The sequence below is a fragment of the Gimesia chilikensis genome, assembly GCF_007744075.1.
Classification (GTDB): Bacteria; Planctomycetota; Planctomycetia; order Planctomycetales; family Planctomycetaceae; genus Gimesia; species Gimesia chilikensis_A.
Window position 1 is genome coordinate 2,284,958 of the sequence record NZ_CP036266.1, and the last position, 18,449, is coordinate 2,303,406.

1 protein-coding gene is annotated in these 18,449 nt (G+C 51.8%); it reads right to left on the reverse strand.

Annotation, left to right across the window (positions count from 1 at the left end; translation table 11 throughout):
* Positions 1–14 precede the first annotated feature (14 nt).
* A complete protein-coding gene (locus HG66A1_RS08825) occupies positions 15–18,284 on the reverse strand; it encodes a Calx-beta domain-containing protein (RefSeq protein WP_145182255.1) in 18,270 nt (6,089 codons plus the stop codon).
* Positions 18,285–18,449: the final 165 nt, after the last annotated feature.

Genomic DNA, 18,449 nt, shown 5'->3' on the forward strand with positions numbered 1-18,449 from the left:
GGTCCTTCAGTTGATCAGAGGATAATGCTCATGTCGTCGCTTAGATCGGTAAAGAACTGATCGGCTTCGGTTTCCCAGGCCGGTAACTTGCGGACTCCGGGAACCAGGCTGTCTTCCATCCATCCACTTTCTTCGTGATCGTAACCCAACAGGTGCCCCAGTTCGTGCATGATCACCGACCAGAGATCAACTCTCTCGGCGGCATCGCTGTCCGGCAGGGCGATCAGTGTCAGGTCAGAGGATTCAGTGAACTCGTCGTGACTGGTGGGAGTCGCATCAATGAACCAGCCATACCCGGCGGCATTGCTGTCGATATAGATGGTGTTACCAGCAGCTCGTCCCAAGGTGTCGCCGGCCAGGTCGGTTACCTGAATATTGATCGATTCCAGTTTCTGACTTTCGACTGGTGAAACCTGAGAACTGACGTCTTCGACTGCACTGTCGAGCATACTCTGAGCAGTCGTCTGTTTGAGAGGCTCGACGATCAACGGGGGTTCAGCCTGGGACTCGACCGTCAGAAGATTATTCCAGACCTCGGGATAGCTTGAAGCATAGTTGACCTGATCTCTGCCTTCCCTGGTTTTATTGTAATTCGAAGCAAAGAGGAGTAAGTCTTTGAATTCGACACGATCATTCTGGTTCAGGTCTGCAAACCAGGCGTAGTCTGAGTCAGATTGACTGGGGATTGAATTGTAGACGCTGGCAAACAGCAGCAGGTCGCGGAAGTTAATTCGATTATCGTCATTCAGATCGTAGGGGTTTGCCCAGATTTCTGTTCCAGCGAATGCTGCGGGAACCGTGTCGAGAGCGATATCATCTACTAACGTCACCTGTGGTGTATTGATTTCGAATTCCAGATCATACGGTCCGATACTCTTGTTTTCCAGGTCGAGTAATACCTGGTCCTCGCCTGCGGGTTCGAACTTGATACGTGCGAAGAGCAGATACCTGTCCGACCCTCGTTGTGTCTCGGTGGTTTCCGCGTGAAGGTTACTGATAATACCACTTGCGTCATCGATCAGTCCCGTCTGGTTTTGAGTAAAGGCTCCTCCAAATTCAATTTCACTCGCGGAAGTGTATTGTGTCTGATAGCTGAAATCCAGACTGGTGGAGAAGATGCCCTGGGAGGTTGGGTTGAGTGCATCGACCCAGATTTCAACCCAGTAGGTAGACCATTCATCAACCCAATCCCGACCTGCGGGAAGAGTCAACACCTCTCCTGCGCTCGTCGTATTCGATGGCTGACTCACAATTCGCAGGTGCAGCTCTGCAGTCACGCGGTCATCATCCCTGATGGTGACCTGACCCTGGCTATCCGTCAGGATGACATTCCGACCAGCCGACTGCATTCCAGAGAGATTGACGAGCAATGTTTCATGTGCTTCGATCAATGGGGAATCGACGATGGGGATCGTAATTGTTTTGCTGAGCTCACCCGGATTGAAAGTGAGCGTGCCGGTGGTGTTCTGGTAATCGTCGGGGGCACCAGCTGTCTGGTCGGACGTGGCATAATTGACGGTCACAGTGGTGTCGACTGGTTGGTCGAGGGAGACGGTGAGGGTGGCGGTGCCTGCATCTTCGTCTACTGTCACATCATCGATGGTCATGGCGGCCTGGTCGTCGTCCTGAATGGTGACCTGCGCCTCGGAGTCAGAGATGCTGACGTCACGTCCACTTGCCTGAAGTGCAGAGAGAGTAACCAGGAAGGTTTCATCGAGTTCGACGAGGTTTGAATCGACGATGGGGATGGTGATTGTCTGACTTAGCTCTCCCGGATTGAAGGTCAGTGTGCCTGCGGTGCTTTGATAATCATCGGGAGCACCGGCACTCTGGTCGGAAGTTGTATAATCCACAGTTACAGTGGTGTCGATGGGTTGATCGATTGAGACGGTAAGGGTGGCAGTACCAGCGTCTTCGTCGACGGTCAAATCATTGATGGAGATGGCTGCCTGGTCGTCGTCCTGAATGGTGACCTGGGCCTGCGAATCAGTGATAATCACATCGCGTCCGCCCGCCTGGAGACCTGAGAGTGAGACCAGGAAGGTTTCATCCAGCTCGATGATGTTAGAGTCGATAATGGGGATGGTAATCGTCTTGCTGAGCTCACCCGGATTGAAGGTGAGTGTGCCGGTGGTGGTTTGATAATCATCGGGAGCACCGGCGCTCTGGTCGGACGTGGCATAATTGACGGTTACAGTGGTGTCGACCGGTTGATCCATCGAAACGGTGAGGGTAACAGTGCCGGCGTCTTCAGCAATGGTGACATCATCGATGGTGATAGCGGCTTGATCGTCGTCCTGAATGGTGACCTGAGCCAGGGAGTCCGTGATGATGACATCACGTCCGCCGGCCTGAAGAGCTGAGAGAGAGACCAGGAAGTATTCATTCAGCTCAATTGTGTTTGAATCGATAATGGGTATCGTAATCGTCTTAATCTGTTCTCCCGGATTGAAGGTGAGTGTGCCCGAGACGCTCTGGTAATCGTCAGGGGCTCCTGCAGTCAGGTCGGAAGTTGCATAATCGATATACACATTGGTGTCAACTGGCTGATCCAACGAGACGGCGAGAGTGACAGTGCCCGCATCTTCGTCGACAGTGACATCATCGATGGTCATAGCCGCCTGGTCGTTGTCCTGAATGGTGACCTGGGCCTGCGAATCGGTGATGCTGACGTCACGTCCGCTTGCCTGAAGCGCAGAGAGCGTGACCAGGAAAGTTTCATCGAGTTCGACGCGGTCTGAATCGACGATGGGAATGGTAATCGTCTTGCTCTGTTCTCCCGGATTGAATGTCAGTGTTCCGGTGGTGGTCTGATAATCGTCGGGGGCACCAGCTGTCTGGTCCGAGGTGGCATAATCGACGGTTACTGCAGTGTCGACGGGTTGGTCCATGGAGACGGTGAGGATGGCGGTGCCGGCGTCTTCAGCAATGGTGACATCATCGATGGTGATGGCCGCCTGGTCATCGTCCCGAATGGTGACCTGTGCCTGGGAGTCAGAGATGATGACATTCCGTCCGCTTGCCTGGAGTGCAGAGAGCGTGACCAGGAAGGTTTCATCGAGTTCGACGCGGTCTGAATCGACGATGGGAATGGTAATTGTCTTGCTTTGTTCTCCCGGATTGAATGTCAGCGTACCGCTGGTGTTCTGGTAATCTTCGGGAGCAACGGCTGTCTGGTTGGAAGTCTCATAGTCAATGATCACAGTCGTATCGACGGGGTGATCCATCGAGACGGTGAGCGTGACGGTGCCCGCATCTTCATCGATGCTGGTATCGTTAATGGAAATGGCGGCCTGGTCATCATCCTGGATCGTGACCAGAGCCTGATCATCGGTGAAGACGACCTGGTGTCCATTGGATTGGATTCCCGACAGGGTTACCAGAAATTCTTCATCTACTTCAACCACTCCGTTATCGACCAGCGGAATGCTGATATTCTTGAGTTGCTCACCAGGATTAAAGGTCAAGGTGCCGAAAGTGGTGAGATAATCGTCGGGGCTGTCGGCAGTCTGACTGACTGTTGTGTAGTTGACCGTGATGGTCGTCTGAACCGATTTATCAAGAATCACGGGGATGACCACTGTGCCATTGTTTTCGTTGACGGTCCGGTTTGAAATCTGGAATGTAGCGACATCATTATCAGCAATCGTAACTGTACCAGTATCCTGGATGAGGCTGGCTTCGACGGAGGGGTTCGAAATTACAACCGAAAAGGTTTCCGTGGCCTCGACATTGGTATCACCGATGATGTCAATCGAGATGGTTTTTGTTTGTGTGCTTGAGGCCGCGTTATTATCAAACAGGATAGTGCCAGAATATGCCAGGAAGTCGGAGCCTGCCAGAGCAGATCCGGAGAGGGTGTCGATGTCGAGCGAAATAGGGTCGGCGTGCAGGCCCGGGATGATACCGGTGGCAGTGACGGTGAGTTGGAGTGTCTGAGTACCGTTGTCATTCTCGGTGATGGTTGCATTGTCGATCGAGAAGGTCGGGACCTGTCGATTGAAGCTGAATACGTTCCCTCTGTTGTCGTATTCATTATACAGAGCTGCTACTACAAGATTGTTGTTATTCAACGCAACGGTAGCACCAAATCCAAGCCCGAGCAGATCAGAGGAGGCGGGATAGCTGAGTTTGGTTTCATGATAGAGATCCCAGCCGGCAGAACCATCGAAGAGGAACACTGAAGTCTTATTCGTTCCTACGGCAAGCAGATTGCCATCCAGAGCGAGACTGGAACCGAACAGGAAATAACTGTTCTGATCAGCTTGTGTCAATTTGATTTCTGATGGATTAGTCCAGCCACCACTGCCATCAAACAGGTATACGGCTCCTGATTTTTCGTTTGCTCCAGAATGGTAAGGCGCAGAGACGGCAATCGTATTTCCATCGATGGCAACGGAGGAGCCGTAGCGATCTCCGGTTTGCAGGTCAGAGGCGTCGAGGATGGTTTCTATTGCCGAATCCCAACCGGTGACGCCCTTTTCATAGAGATAGGCCCCACCCCGATTTTGTTTCGCTTCAGCACCGACGACCAGTTTGTCACCATCCAGGTCGATGGAATAGCCAAAATGGTCTTGCGCACTTCCGTCAGAAGCTGCCAGAATCGATTCTGTGGGCAGGGAAGTGGACCAGTCAGATCCGTTTCTCGTGTAGACATAAACCGCTCCGGAGGAGGGGGCGTTCCCGTTTGCCACAGTACCACTGACCACGATGGTATCGCCCTGGATCGCTAATGCCGTGTTGGCCGTAATTGAGTCCTGGGGAATCGAACGCGACAGTCGTGATAACAGGGGAGTGACTGTCGGGGCGGTGGTAGTCCAGTCAGAGCCATTCATTTCATAAATGTAAACCTCTGCTGTGGAGTCATCCATAATGGCATTAATGAGAATTGTACTGCCATCGATGGCGAAGGTTTCGCCGAAGAGACGAGTCTGCTCAGGATCTGGTGCGGTCAATGCCGTGGTGTATTCCCAGAAATCATCGTTTTTATCCGCAGGAGTTCCTGCGTCGTTCCGGGTATAGAGGAAGACCACTCCCTCGGGAGAGAGGGGGGAATCGGAACGTGGTGCCGAGATCAACATGTATTGATCTGAAGTCACAATCGATTCTCCGAAGAAATCGCCAACATTGTGTGCGGTCTGGGAGTCGGTAGGACTGAGTTCACTTGCCAGCGTCCAGGTGTCAGGGGCGGACGACTGGTAAACAAATACGGCACCACTTTCTATCCCATCCCGACTGATTCCTGGAACTCCCGCCGCAATTGTACTACCAGAGATCGCCACCGTATCTCCAAAACTGAGCGACTCTGTAGAGTTGATGGATTCCATCGTCACGGTCATGGTGCTGGTGTCCCAGTCGGCGCCACCTTTGGAATAAATGAAGATAGAACCTGCATCACCGGCGCCGGGAGAGCCGACAACCAGTTGCTGATCGGAGAGAGAGACCGAAGTCCCGAAATAATCATAAGCGGCTGAGCCTGTGAGTTTGATTTCGTCGGGTGGAAGGCTATTCCAGTCGGCTCCATTACGGGAATAGAGATAGGCGGCGCCGGTACCGGTGCCAAATTCGTGAGCCTGATGTGAGCCAACTACGATTTCAGAACCATTGGTACTGACTGAGCCTCCAAAATATGTGTTGCTGCTGGCATCAGAGGCGGTCAGTTTTACTTCAATCGGAGGACTGTCGATCCAGTTGTCCCCGCTTCTGGTATAGACGTAGGCGGCACCTGAGTTGGTACCATTGGCCCCATTACGGGAATCACCTACAACAATCAGGTCGTCATAAATGGAAACTGCGACTCCAAAATCCGTATTGGCAGCCGAATCAGAGGGAATCAGCTTGCGGACATCTGCCGTCGACCAGTTACTGCCGTTCTTTTCGTAAATATAAGCGGCGCCACCACTGGAAGCACCGGAGCTGTCTCCCGGAACGCCGACAACGATTGTGTTTTCGTAAATCGAGACGGCATCTCCAAAGTAAACGGCATTAGTATTGATCGGGTCTGCCAGAATTTCCATTTCTGGCGCTGCGGTTTTCCAGTCAGAACCAACTCTCGTATAAACGAAAACCGCTCCCGTGTGATAATTATTGAAACTGGCCTGCCGGGCACCAATCACGATCGTGTCACCGTCGATGGCGACGGAGGTTCCGAAGCGTGCCCCAACCGAGTAATTCGTGAGCTGTGACATGTCGGGAAGTATGCTGGTCTCGTATTCCCACGTGTCATCGCTCTGGTCTGCCGGTGTGCCCTGCTCGTTTCTGATATAGATATAGACCGCACCGTTGTCTTCACCGCTTGCTGAGTTCAGTGACGATCCCACGACCATTACATCTCCATCAATGGCGATGGCATCATCTCCCAGGCGGTCACGTGTATGATTGCTGAAATCGGGGGGAGTGAGGAAATCCTGGTTGAAGCTGAAATCGGAATCATCGTTGATGAGTACCGCTGTGCCATCCAGAACAGCAACGTCACCAGCCAGAGTGCTGCCACCTGTCGGATTGGTCAAACGTCCCAGGATGGTTTCTGACAGTTCTTTAATTGTGTCCGCGTTCACGGAAACCAGGGTTGAAGCGGTCTGCTCCAAGGCGGTCGGACTGGCTGAAAAATTAAAGGTATAGGTTTTGGGAGTGTAATCTTCGCCGGCAGTCGCTGTGCCATCGGCGGTGGTAAAGCTGACCGAAGACGCAAAATTCAGGTCACCGGCTATGCTGCCGGTCCGGGTGATCACGAAGCGGACGTTGCGGGTCCCTGAATCTCCTTCGAAGAATAACTGATCTCCCGTGATACTGAATACAGAATCAGGAGGATGATTGATAATTGTTACAACCCCCTGACTGTCGCCTATGATGACATTGCGTCCCTGATTTTGCAGATTGGTCAGGTTGACGACAAACGTTTCCTCGGGTTCGAGCAGACCAGCATAGATCAGGGGGACGGTGATCGTTCTCGTTGATTGTCCCGGATTAAAGGTGAGCGTACCTGAACGGGTCTGGTAGTCCTCCGAACTGACAGCGGTCTGATCGACGGTTGCATAATTTACGCTGATCGCGGTGTCGACCTCTTTGTCGAGAGAGACGGTGAGTGTGGCGGAGCCGGCATCTTCGTCTACCGTAACATCGTCGATCGTAAGCGATGCCTGATCATCATCCTGAATGGTGATCTGGCCCTGAGCATCGTCAAACACAACGTTCAAATTAGGGGCCTGTATGTTTGACAGGGTGACCAGGAAGTTTTCATCTATTTCCACCAGGTCAGAATCAATGATGGGAATAGTGAAGGTTCCCGACAGATCACGCGAATTGATAATCAGCGTGCCGGATGTCGCCTGGTAATCTTCAGGACTGCCGGCCGTCTGGTCCGATGTTGTATAATCAATACTGATCTGCCCATCCACCAGTTGGTCGAGGGTGACGGTAAGCATAGCGGTGCCAGCGTCTTCATCTACAGTGACGTCATTGATCGAGATCCGTGCCTGGTCATCGTCGAGGATGGTGACTTCGATCGTATCTTCAGGGATCAGGACATCTCGACCACTGGCTTCCAGACCACTTAAGATCAGATAGAAGGATTCCGTCGTCTCCACATTAGCGGAATCGACGATGGGGATGGAAATGGTCTTTTGTACTTCACCCGGGTTGAAGGTGATCGTGTTGACGGTGAACTGGCCGATGAAATCATCGCTGTCATTCGTCGATCTGTCATACAGGGAATAATTGACAGTGACACTGGTATCTACGGGTTGATCGAGTGTCACAATGACCTGTGCATTACCGACATCTTCATTAACAGTCAGATCATTGAGCAGAATGCGTGCCTGATCGTCATCCTGGATTGTGATTTCTCCCTGGCTGTCAGTGATGACGACATCGCGTCCATTTGCCTGTAATCCGGAAAGATTCACCAGCAGACTCTCATTGAGTTCCACGAGATCTGTATCGATAATGGAAACCGTAATGGACTGGGACTGCACTCCCGGGTTAAAGGTCAGGGTACCTGCGGCGGTTGTATAATCATCCGGGCTGACCGCGGTCTGATCCACCGTGGTGTAATCGACGGTTATGGTCGAGTCGATGGGATTGTCGAGCGAGACGGTGAGCGTGGCGGTACCGGCGTCTTCGTCTACTGTCACATCATCGATTGTGATCGCCGCCTGGTCATCGTCCTCGATGGTGATCTCGCCCTGGCTGTCTGAAATGACGACATTTCGTCCAAAAGCCTGCAGACCGGAAAGATTGACCAGCAACTTTTCATCGATTTCGACCAGATTCGAATCGACAATCGGGATCGTAATGGATTTAGACAGTTCTCCGGAATTGAAAGTCAGCATGCCGGAGGTGGGCTGATAGTCCTGGGATTCCAGCGCCGTCTGATCTGCAGTGCTATAGTTGACACTGATGGCGGTATCAACGGCAACGTCGAGAGTAACGGTCAGGGTTGCGGTATTGGCGTCCTCGTTAACTGAGACATCATTGATGGAGATGTTCGCCTGATCGTCGTCCTGAATCGTGATGATCTGTCCTTGAGAGTCAGAAAAGACGACATCCGCTGTACCAGCCTGGATGTTGCTGAGATTGACCAGCAGAAATTCGTCTAACTCCACGAGTTCCGAATCGATGATCGAGACCGTAATGGTTTTTGATAGATCGCCTGGATTGAAAGTCAGTATACCTGATTTTGCATGGAAGTCGTCCGGGCTGTGGGCTGACGCGTTGACGGTTGTGTAGTTGACGGTAACCGTGGTTGCCACAGGCTGATCAAGCGAAACCGTGAGTGTGGCGGTCCCTGCATCTTCATCTACAATGGCATTGTTGATCGACAATGCGGCCTGATCATCGTCCTGAATGGTGACCACTGCCTGATTTCGAGAAATTATGACATTGCGACCATTGACCTGCAGCCCGGAAAGGCCGACCAGGAACGACTCATCACCCTCTACCAGAGCAGAATCGACGATGGCTACCTGGATCTCTCTGGTCTGTTCACCCGGGTTAAAGGTCAGTGTCCCCGAGGTTCCCAGGAAGTCATCGTTGAGGGCGGCACTTTGTGCGGCGGTATTATAATCAAGGCTGATAACAGTATCGACGGGGTGATCCAGCGAGACGGTCAAGGTGGCGATCCCTGCGTTCTCATCGACGCTGATGTCAGCGATTGAGATGCCGGCCTGGTCATCGTCTGTAATCGTAACTGACCCCTGGGTGTCGGAGAGAATCACATTGCGACCCACGGCCTGCAGGTTGGAAAGATTGACAAGCAAGCTTTCGCTGCCTTCAACGAGATCTGTATCGGTGATCGGAATTGTAATGATCTTTAACTGTTCTTCCGGATTGAAAGTCAGTGTGCCTGAGGTCGCGGTATAGTCATCGGGGCTGATGGCAGACAGATCTGCGGTTGCGTAATCGACGCTGATGGCAGTATCCACGGGTTGATCGAGTGAGACGATCAGGATGGCGGTACCGGCATCTTCATCTACTGAGATGTCATTGATCGTGATCGCGGCCTGATCATCATCCTGGATGGTGACCTGGCCCTGGGAATCCGTGAAAATGATATTATACGCAGGCCGAATGTTGGTCAGGCTGACCAGGAAACTTTCATCGAGTTCGACCAGATCCGAATCGATAATGGGAATGGAAATGGTCTGGGTGGATACTCCCGAACTGAAGCTCAGGGTGCCGGAGGATGACTGAAAATCAGTCGGGCTGCTCGCAGACTGGCTGGTGGTATAGTAATCTACCTGGACGGTACCCGAGACTTGTTCATCAAGTGTCACGGTCAGTGTGGCGGTCCCCGCATCCTCATCAACGGAAATGTCGTTGATGGAAAAACGGGCCTGGTCATCATCGTGGATTGTGATTTCAGCATAACCATCGCTGATAATGATATCTCGCCCTTTCTTGTCCTGTACACCGATGGAGAAGCTAAAGCGTTCGTCCGCCTCGACGAGTGCGGAGTCGATGATTGAGACTGGGACCGTTTTCGACAGTTCACCGGGATTAAAGGTGATGGAACCGTTGGCGTAAACGTAGTCGAGCCCTTCAGTGGTATTGATTTCCATTGTGATATAGGTCACGTCGATCGCAGTGTCGATGGGTTTATCGAGCGTGATGACGACAAACGCGGTTCCCACATTTTCGTCAACCGCTAAATCAGTGACTTGAAAACCAGCCTGATCGTCATCTTGAATCGTGATCTCGCCCTGGCTGTCAGCGATGACGACATCGCGTCCATTAGTCTGTAATCCGGATAGATTGACCAGCAGTTTCTCGTCCAGTTCCACCAGATCGGTGTCGATGATGGAAACGATGATTTCCCGGGACAATACACCGGGGTTGAATGTCAGAGTGCCTGAGGTCGCGGTATAGTCATCGGGACTGACTGCAGACAGATCTGCGGTCGCGTAATCGACACTGATCGCTGTATCAACGGGTTGGTCGAGCGAGACCGTCAGCGTTGCGGTTCCAGCGTTTTCATTAATGGAAATGTCGTCAATGGTCAGCGCAGCCTGATCGTCATCCTGAATGGTGATGGTCGCTTCTGCATCAGAGATCCGGGCGTGTCCCGTGACGTTGAACAACTCGATTCCGAAGGTTTCGTCTGCTTCGACAAGCAAATCACCAAAGACGCGGATTGATATGGTCTGTGTCTGGCTGGTTGCCGTCGGTTCGCTTGCAAAGGTGATCGTGCCGGTGGTGTTTTCGTAATCGCCTCCCACGATGGTTGCGAGGCCATCGATTGTGCGGAAGTCAACGGTCGCACCATAGACCAGATCACCGGGTTTCGTGGCTGTGCGGGTCACAGTGAGAGTGACCATGTGGGAACCATTGTCCGTTTCAGTGACGCTGGCGTCTTCAATGGAAATGGTTGGATTCTGAGGCAACCCATAGACATAGATTGAACCTGCATTGGGCGAATAATCATCGTCATACTTGGCTGCAATCAAGATTGTGTCATTCGAGACGGCGAGGTTACGACCAAAATTAATTCCGGTCGTGGGAGACGGATCACTGAATTTCTGTTGTTCAACCCAGGTCTGATTCTCTTGTTGGAACAGGTAGGCGGCTCCGTTGTAGAGAACTCCGGTTGGATCGCTGGAGCTACTGATAAAGATCTGGTGATCCTGGATTTTTACACTCACGCCGAATAATGAATCCGCGGCGGCATCAGAAGCCGTCAAAGTCTGGATCGGGTTCCATAAACCGCTGTTGTGATCGAGTTGAAATAGAATGGCCTTGCCGGCGCTTGCCGGCTGACCCGGTATGGAGATCGCACCAACCAGCAGCAGATCTCCTTCCAGGCTGACCGAGGTACCAAAGGTTCCCTGATCGACAGGAGTGGGGTCTTTCAGTTTCTGAGTCTGTGTCCAGTTTCCATCCTGTTCATTAAAAATATAAACGGCACCACTGCGGTATTCCGTTTCCGAGTCTAAACGGGCACCGATGACAATTGTCGAATTTTCAATATCGACTGAACTGCCAAAGTTGGCGACAGGAGCAGCGTCGTTTGCGACCAGTTTTGCGGTTTGCGTCCAGACGTTGTTTTCACGTTTGAAGACGTATGCAGAGCCGGTATAAACATCGGTAGATCTGGCGCCAACTACGATGGTGTCGTTCTCGATGGCAACCACATCGCCGAAATAGCCGTTGCCGATCGTATCTGCTACGTGCAGTTCCTGCTGGAATGACCAGATTCCATTCGAGCGGGTGAATACGAAAACGGAGCCTGCGTTCTCTGCGGTTTCATCGCCATAGAGGGCTGCTACTACAGCGGTATCACCACTGATGGCCACCACGTGTCCAAAGCGGTCTGAAGTGTTATTGTCGGCATCCGGTGCGAGTAGCGTCGCCTGATACTCCCAGGTGTCATCGCCCGTGTACTCGGGAGTTCCCTGATCATTTCTGACATAGATAAAGGCGCCTCCCTGGTCGGAATAGGTCGCATCCCAGCCCGGTGCACTGGAAATCAGCGTGTCACCATCTACGGCGAGACTGAAACCAAAATGGTCATCAGGATGTCGTGATCCGATGGAATAAATTTGGGATTTCAGTTCATAGTCTCCGATGTCGTCATCTTTGATGGTGACCGTAGCCAGATCGTCTGGCAGGAAAACATCAAGTCCGCCCGCCTGCAGATTACTTAACTGGACGAGGAACGTTTCCGGCAGCTCTACCGGGGTGCTGTCGACCAGATCAATTTCGATGATTTGTGACAGCTCACCCGGGGTGAAAGTCAGACTGCCGGTCTGGCTGAGATAATCATTCGTCGCGGTGGCACTCTGGTCAACTGTAGTGTAATCGAGGGTGACAGTTGTGCTGACAAGCGCATCGAGAACCACTGTTAAGCGTGCCTTTCCAGCCGCTTCATTAACGATGACATCATTGATTGAGATCGTGGCCTGGTCATTGTCCTCAATCGTGATCTGCGCAGTATCGTCATCAAGGCGACCGTAACCGGTGAGGTTGGAAAGAGTGACAGAAAATTCTGCGTCGAGCTCGACAATTCTGTCGCCCGGAATTTCGATAGTGATGATTTTTGTCTGTGTGAGGACCGTAGGATCCCCATTGAAGGTAAGGGTGCCGGAACTGGCCAGGTAATCATTTCCGGCCGCGGTTGCGGTTCCATCGGTTGTGGTAAAGTCCACCGTTGCCGGGAGCAGGAGGTCTCCCGCAGTGACAGCGGTCCGGGTGACTTCCAATGAAACAAAACGCGAACCGTTATCGCCTTCCGTAATTACAGCATCACTGACAGTGATGGCGGGGGCCTGGGGAGCGTAATAATAGATGGATCCGGTATTATCTGCCCCTTCATCATCATAGTAGGCACTGACGAGCAAAGCACCATCTGTGACGGCGAAGGCCTTTCCAAAGTAATCATCGTCGGCGGCATCAGGGGAGATGAATTTCTGGGACTGAACCCAGGTGGCTCCCTGTTTTACAAACGTATAAACTTTACCGTTGTTGGTGGCGGTATCGGCATCTCGCAGTGAGCTGATTACGAGCAGGTTATTTTTGATTTCTACCCGGTATCCAAAGTAAGCATTCGCATTGCCATCGTCTGGAGTCAAGGTCTGTGTTTCGCTCCAGATTCCGGTGTCTGTATCCAGGGTAAACAGGTATGCCTTACCACTGTAAGGTGCCGTCACGAATGTGGCGGGGTTACCGACCACGAGGTTCTCACCTTCGAGCGATAACGAACTGCCAAAAAATCCATTGGGGACGATTTGAGAGCTTTTCAGCTTCTGGGTCTCGACCCAGTTTCCGCCAAACTTCTGGAAGATGTAGACCGCACCACTCTGAGAGAGGTATTCCGAGTCCCGGTAGGCGCCAATGACAAGCGTGGATCCTTCAATTTCGATGGCATTACCAAACTGCTGGCCCGTGACGGCATCGGAGGCCGTCAGTTTGGTGACTTCCGACCAGACTCCGTTGTCACGCTGGAAGACATAGGCGGCTCCAGTGTAGGAATTGTTGCGTACGGTTCCCACAACAATGGTGTCTCCGTCAATTGCCAGTTTTTCACTAAATGAATCATTGGAAACGGCATCGGAGGCCGTCAATTCCTGCTGCAGGGTCCAGTTCGTACCCGAACGAGTGAAGACATAGACGGAACCGCTGCCAATGACGCCGTCATCTCCTGAAATTGCTCCTACTACGGCCGTGTCGCCGCTGATCGCCACTGTAAAACCAAAACGGGCGAGAAAGGCGGGGTCGGGAGCGAGCAGCGTGGCCTGGTACTCCCAGGTGTCGTCAGACAGGTCGTCATGGGTTCCCTGCCGATTGCGGACATAAATAAAGGCGGCGCCCTGGTTAGTGACATCTTCCCAGAAAGGCGCACCGACAATCATCGTGTCACCGTCGATGGCCATATCATTTCCCAGGTGATCTCCATCGGAGATGGTACCTTGTGCCTGGAATTTCGACTTGAACTCGAAGTTGTAGAGCCGATCGTTATCCTGAATCGTGACCGTACCGGTGTTGTCCAGCAGGCTCGCATTAAAACCGGTGCTTTGTAGATTGCTGAGAATGATATCGAATGAATCCTCCAGCTCAGCCAGAGCGTCCTCAATAATATCAACCGTGATGGTCTGAGACTGCTGGCCTGCAGAAAAACTCAGGGTGCCACTGGTGGCGGAATAGTCGGTACCGGCGATGGCCGTTCCCTGACTGGTGGCATAGTCGATGCTCAGATTTCCTGGAACTGGTTGATCGAGAGTGACTGTGACCGTGGCAGTGCCATCGGCTTCATTGACAACGACATCAGAAATCGAAAGGTTGACGGTGTCGTTATCGTTGATTGTGACAGTTGCAGTTCCCTGGGAGAGATCTGAAGCGACCGAAGGATTTGACAGTGTCACAGCGAATGTTTCCGCCAGTTCGACTTTGGTATCTCCGTTGATCAGAATTGAGATCGTCTGCGACTGGGTGGCCAGGGGGGAGTCTTCATCGAAATACAGCGTGCCTGTCAAAGGCTGATAATCGTTGTCTGCTGTAGTCGCGGAACCGTCTACCGTGCTGAAATCAACCGAGATCGGCTGGTTGTACAGTCCGTCCGGAATGTCGGTGACGGAAACCGTGAGATTCAAAGTCTGAGTGCCGTTATCATTTTCAGTAATGCTGGCATCATCGATGCTGAACGTGGGGGTCTGCTGATTGTAGCTGTAGACTGAGCTGATCGTAGTACTCTCATTATACAGGTTAGCGACTGCCAGACTGTAACTATTCAGAGCGACGACTTCACCCAGTCCGAGATTGTATAATTCTGAAGAAGAATCGTAGTACAACTTTGATACGTTCAGAGGGTCCCAGCCCGAGAGATTTTCATAGAGGTAAGCGCTGTATCTGTCGGTGCCGACGATGAGAGTATTGTTGTCCAGGTCGATACTGGTTCCAAAGTAATTGTAACTGTTTCCATCGGTAGACGATAAAAACGTTTCCGTGAGGTTATCCCACCCATTGCGACTGTCGTATAGATATACAGCTCCTTCGTTAGAAGTGGATCCATCGTATTCGGGCGCTGTGATGGCAACAGTACCTTGATCGATGAGGACGATCGTTCCAAATTTGTCACCCGTCTGTAGTCTCGAACCGGTCAGTCTAGTCTCAATCGCAGAACTCCAGCCGGTGGTTCCCCGCTGGAAAAGATAGGCGGCTCCTCGGTTGTCGGCTTCAGGTGCCCCGACAATGATCCTGTCTCCCTGGATATCAACTGCGCTGCCGAACGCGTCTCCCGTTGTACCATCGGAAGCAGTCAGAATGGTCTCTGTTGGAGCAACGGTCGACCAGTCTGAGCCATTTTGTTCATACACGTAAACGGCACCAGACTGAGTTGCATTCCCCGTGGCATCCTGGTTGCCGATCACGATGGTTTGCTCTTCGATCGCGACGGCAGTCTGGCCATTGAGCGTTCTGCTGACATGAGTCAGCAGGGGAGTTACTGTGGGTGCAACGGTTGTCCAGTCGCTTCCATTTCTTTCGTAAATGTAAACTTCAGCAATTCCCCCTGTGAGGGTAGCGCTGACCAGAAACGTTGATCCATCAATCGCGACAGAGTCTGCAAAACTGACTGTATTGACTGCATCGGGAGCCGTGAAAGACGTTTCGTAGTCCCAGGTGTCATCCACTACAGACGTGGTACCCTGGTCGTTTTTCGCATAAACATATAATACGCCTGCCGGTGCTAGAGTCGAATCCGTACCAGGGGCGACGATCAGCATGTACTGATCGTCCATGGAGATGATCTTTCCAAATTCATCGCCTACATTGTGTGCGGTGTCTGTATCGATCTGGTTAAGTTCACTGGTAATATTCCATGTCCCGGGACTGTCTTCCTGAAACACAAAGACTTCGCCACTGTTGTTTCCATCCAGGCTGAGCGTTGGCGCACCTGCGGCAACGGTAGTGCCAGAGCTGGCAACCGATTTACCAAAATTTGAATATTCCGATGTCGATTTTGTCAGTACCGATTCATCCACGGTGCCCGGATCCCAGGTGGCGCCACTTTTGTTGTATACGTAAGCGGCACCAGATTCACCCACTACCAGTTGATCGTCTCGCAGCAGGAGGGATGTCCCAAAGAAATTCCCTTCCTCCTGATTCGTGAATTTGTATTCATCGGGAGCAATGGTTGACCAGTCTGTGCCGTTTTTCTGATAGAGATAGACGGTACCGGTACCATCTGTATGCCGGGCACTGCGAGCTGCAATTGCGATTTCAGTTCCGTTGGTTGATACGGAACTACCATAATAGGCGTAAGCAGAGCCATCGGAGGCTGTAATCTTGGTTTCAGTCGGAGCGATGGTATGCCAGTCGCTACCGTTTCTGGTGTAGATATACGCCGAACCGCTGTATGTGCCTGAGGAGTGGGTATCATTTAAAGCTCCAACCACCAGGAGCTCACCCTCAACGGAAACTGACGCACCATAATATTTATTCGATGTGGGATCTGCCGGCAGCAATTGAGTGATTACTGGAGCGGACCAGTCGACGCCGCTCTTTTCAAAAATGTAGGCGGCCCCTCCCGAAGAAATGCCTGAGTTGTCGGACCGGGCTCCCACGACAATCGTGTCCTGAGACACTGAGACGGAGACACCAAACAGGTAGGTGCTGTAAGTGCCAGACACATCGAATTTCTCGACCAGGGGGGGCTGGGTCTTCCAGTCGGAACCCACACGTGTGAAGACATAAGCGGCCCCTTTGCCTCCTTCTCTTTGTGAGCCGACTACAATTGTGTCGTCTTCGATATCGACTGAATATCCAAATTCCGTCCCCTGGTAGGAATCGGTCACTATAGAGTCTGAGAACAGAGTGGTTTCCAGTTCCCAGGTATCATCAGTTTCGTCTGCGGGTGTTCCCTGTTGATTCCGTCGGTAGACATAGACGGCCCCTGAGCGATCTGCGTGGGCGGAGTTCTTAGGAACTCCCACGACCATGACATCGCCATCCATGGCAATGGCACTGCCAAACTCGTCATAAGTGAAATTAGCATATTCCTCATCTGCAAACAGTTCGTTCTGGAAGGAGAGTGCAGTATCATCATTCTGGATCGAGACCGTCGCTTCGAGTGTCGCTAAATTTCCTTTCAGGACACTGCCACCAGTCGGATTACTCAGACGAACCTTGAAGGTTTCGGTGGCTTCCTTAAACAGATCGCCATGAATCGGAATAAATACGCTTTTATACTGTAAGGTCGAGGTCGCACTGGCGGAGAAACTCACTGTCGAGTTTACAGATGAATAATCTTCTCCTGCAGTAGCGGTACCATTAATTGTAGAAATATCCACTGTGGTCGCAAAATTTAAATCTCCCGCACTCCCGCCTGTCCGGCCGACTCGAAGTACCAGATTCCTGGAACCGTTATCTCCTTCACTTATATAGTGATCATCGAGAATAAAGACCGATCCAGCCAGATGGTCGTCATTTACAATCGTTCCCGTTGCATAATAGTCAGAAATCAACACCGAGCCGGAAGGAGTGCCTCCTCCAATCCGGGGATCGCTGATCAGTACAGAAAATGCTTCATCTGATTCCTGGTTGGCATCATCATGCACGTAGACCGTGACGTCTGTCGATAAATCGCCGGCTTTGATCGTTACCAGCTGATCGCTCAGAAACGTATAGTCACTGTGGTCTGCGGTACCAGTCTGGGTATTGACGCGAAAGGTGATGTCCGAACCGGCGACTTCGCTCAGGGAGACATTGAAGGTCAATGTCTCATTTTCGGGTGCGGATGCGTCGCTGATGCTGAGAGATGTGGAATCATTGTTGGAGATTGTGATCAGTCCTCTGTTATCTGCAATGGTCGTTAAAGCAGAACTGCTGCCCGTCAATAAGAGCTGGAAGGTTTCATCTGTTTCCGTCAGTGTATCGCCGTTGATCTGAACGGTAATGACCTGTGTCTGTGTCAGTTCTGTTGGATCCGCCGTGAATGCCAGCGTTCCGCTGCTGGCGATATAGTCTCCCTCTGCGGCAGTGGCAGTCCCGTCTTGCGTTGTGAAACTGACCAGGGCCAGGTGATTGAGATCGCCTGCGCTGCTTCCAGTACGAGTAACGGTGATGGAGGCCGTCGAAGTGCCACTGTCTCCTTCGACAATCGAAACATCGTCGATCGTGAGCAACGATGTCAGCAGCGTTCGATCCTCGAGTTGCTCAATGGATTTAACTGACCTTGATTTGAGATGCCTGATTCGCTGTGATTCAGGGCGATGGCGAAGACGTTTCGATCGTTGAGATGTGCGATTGGGGGTATAACGGTGAACGAAAGACTGTAACCAGTTTGTGAGTAACATCAGCTGGTGGCCCTTTGCAGTCTGGTTATTGTTTGTATGGTCAGTATCTGATTTTCAAAAATGTCGTATGAAAGAACAGGGAATGGCGGGTGAAATGAGGAAGAGGAAACAATTGTTATCTGAGAAAATGTGTACGCAGTTCAGGTGTGTAAACGACGATACCAG

What these genes read in the sequence shown, in the direction of transcription:
- HG66A1_RS08825 (WP_145182255.1), bottom strand. Translation starts at nt 18,284, where the DNA reads ATGTTACTCACAAACTGGTTACAGTCTTTCGTTCACCGTTATACCCCC.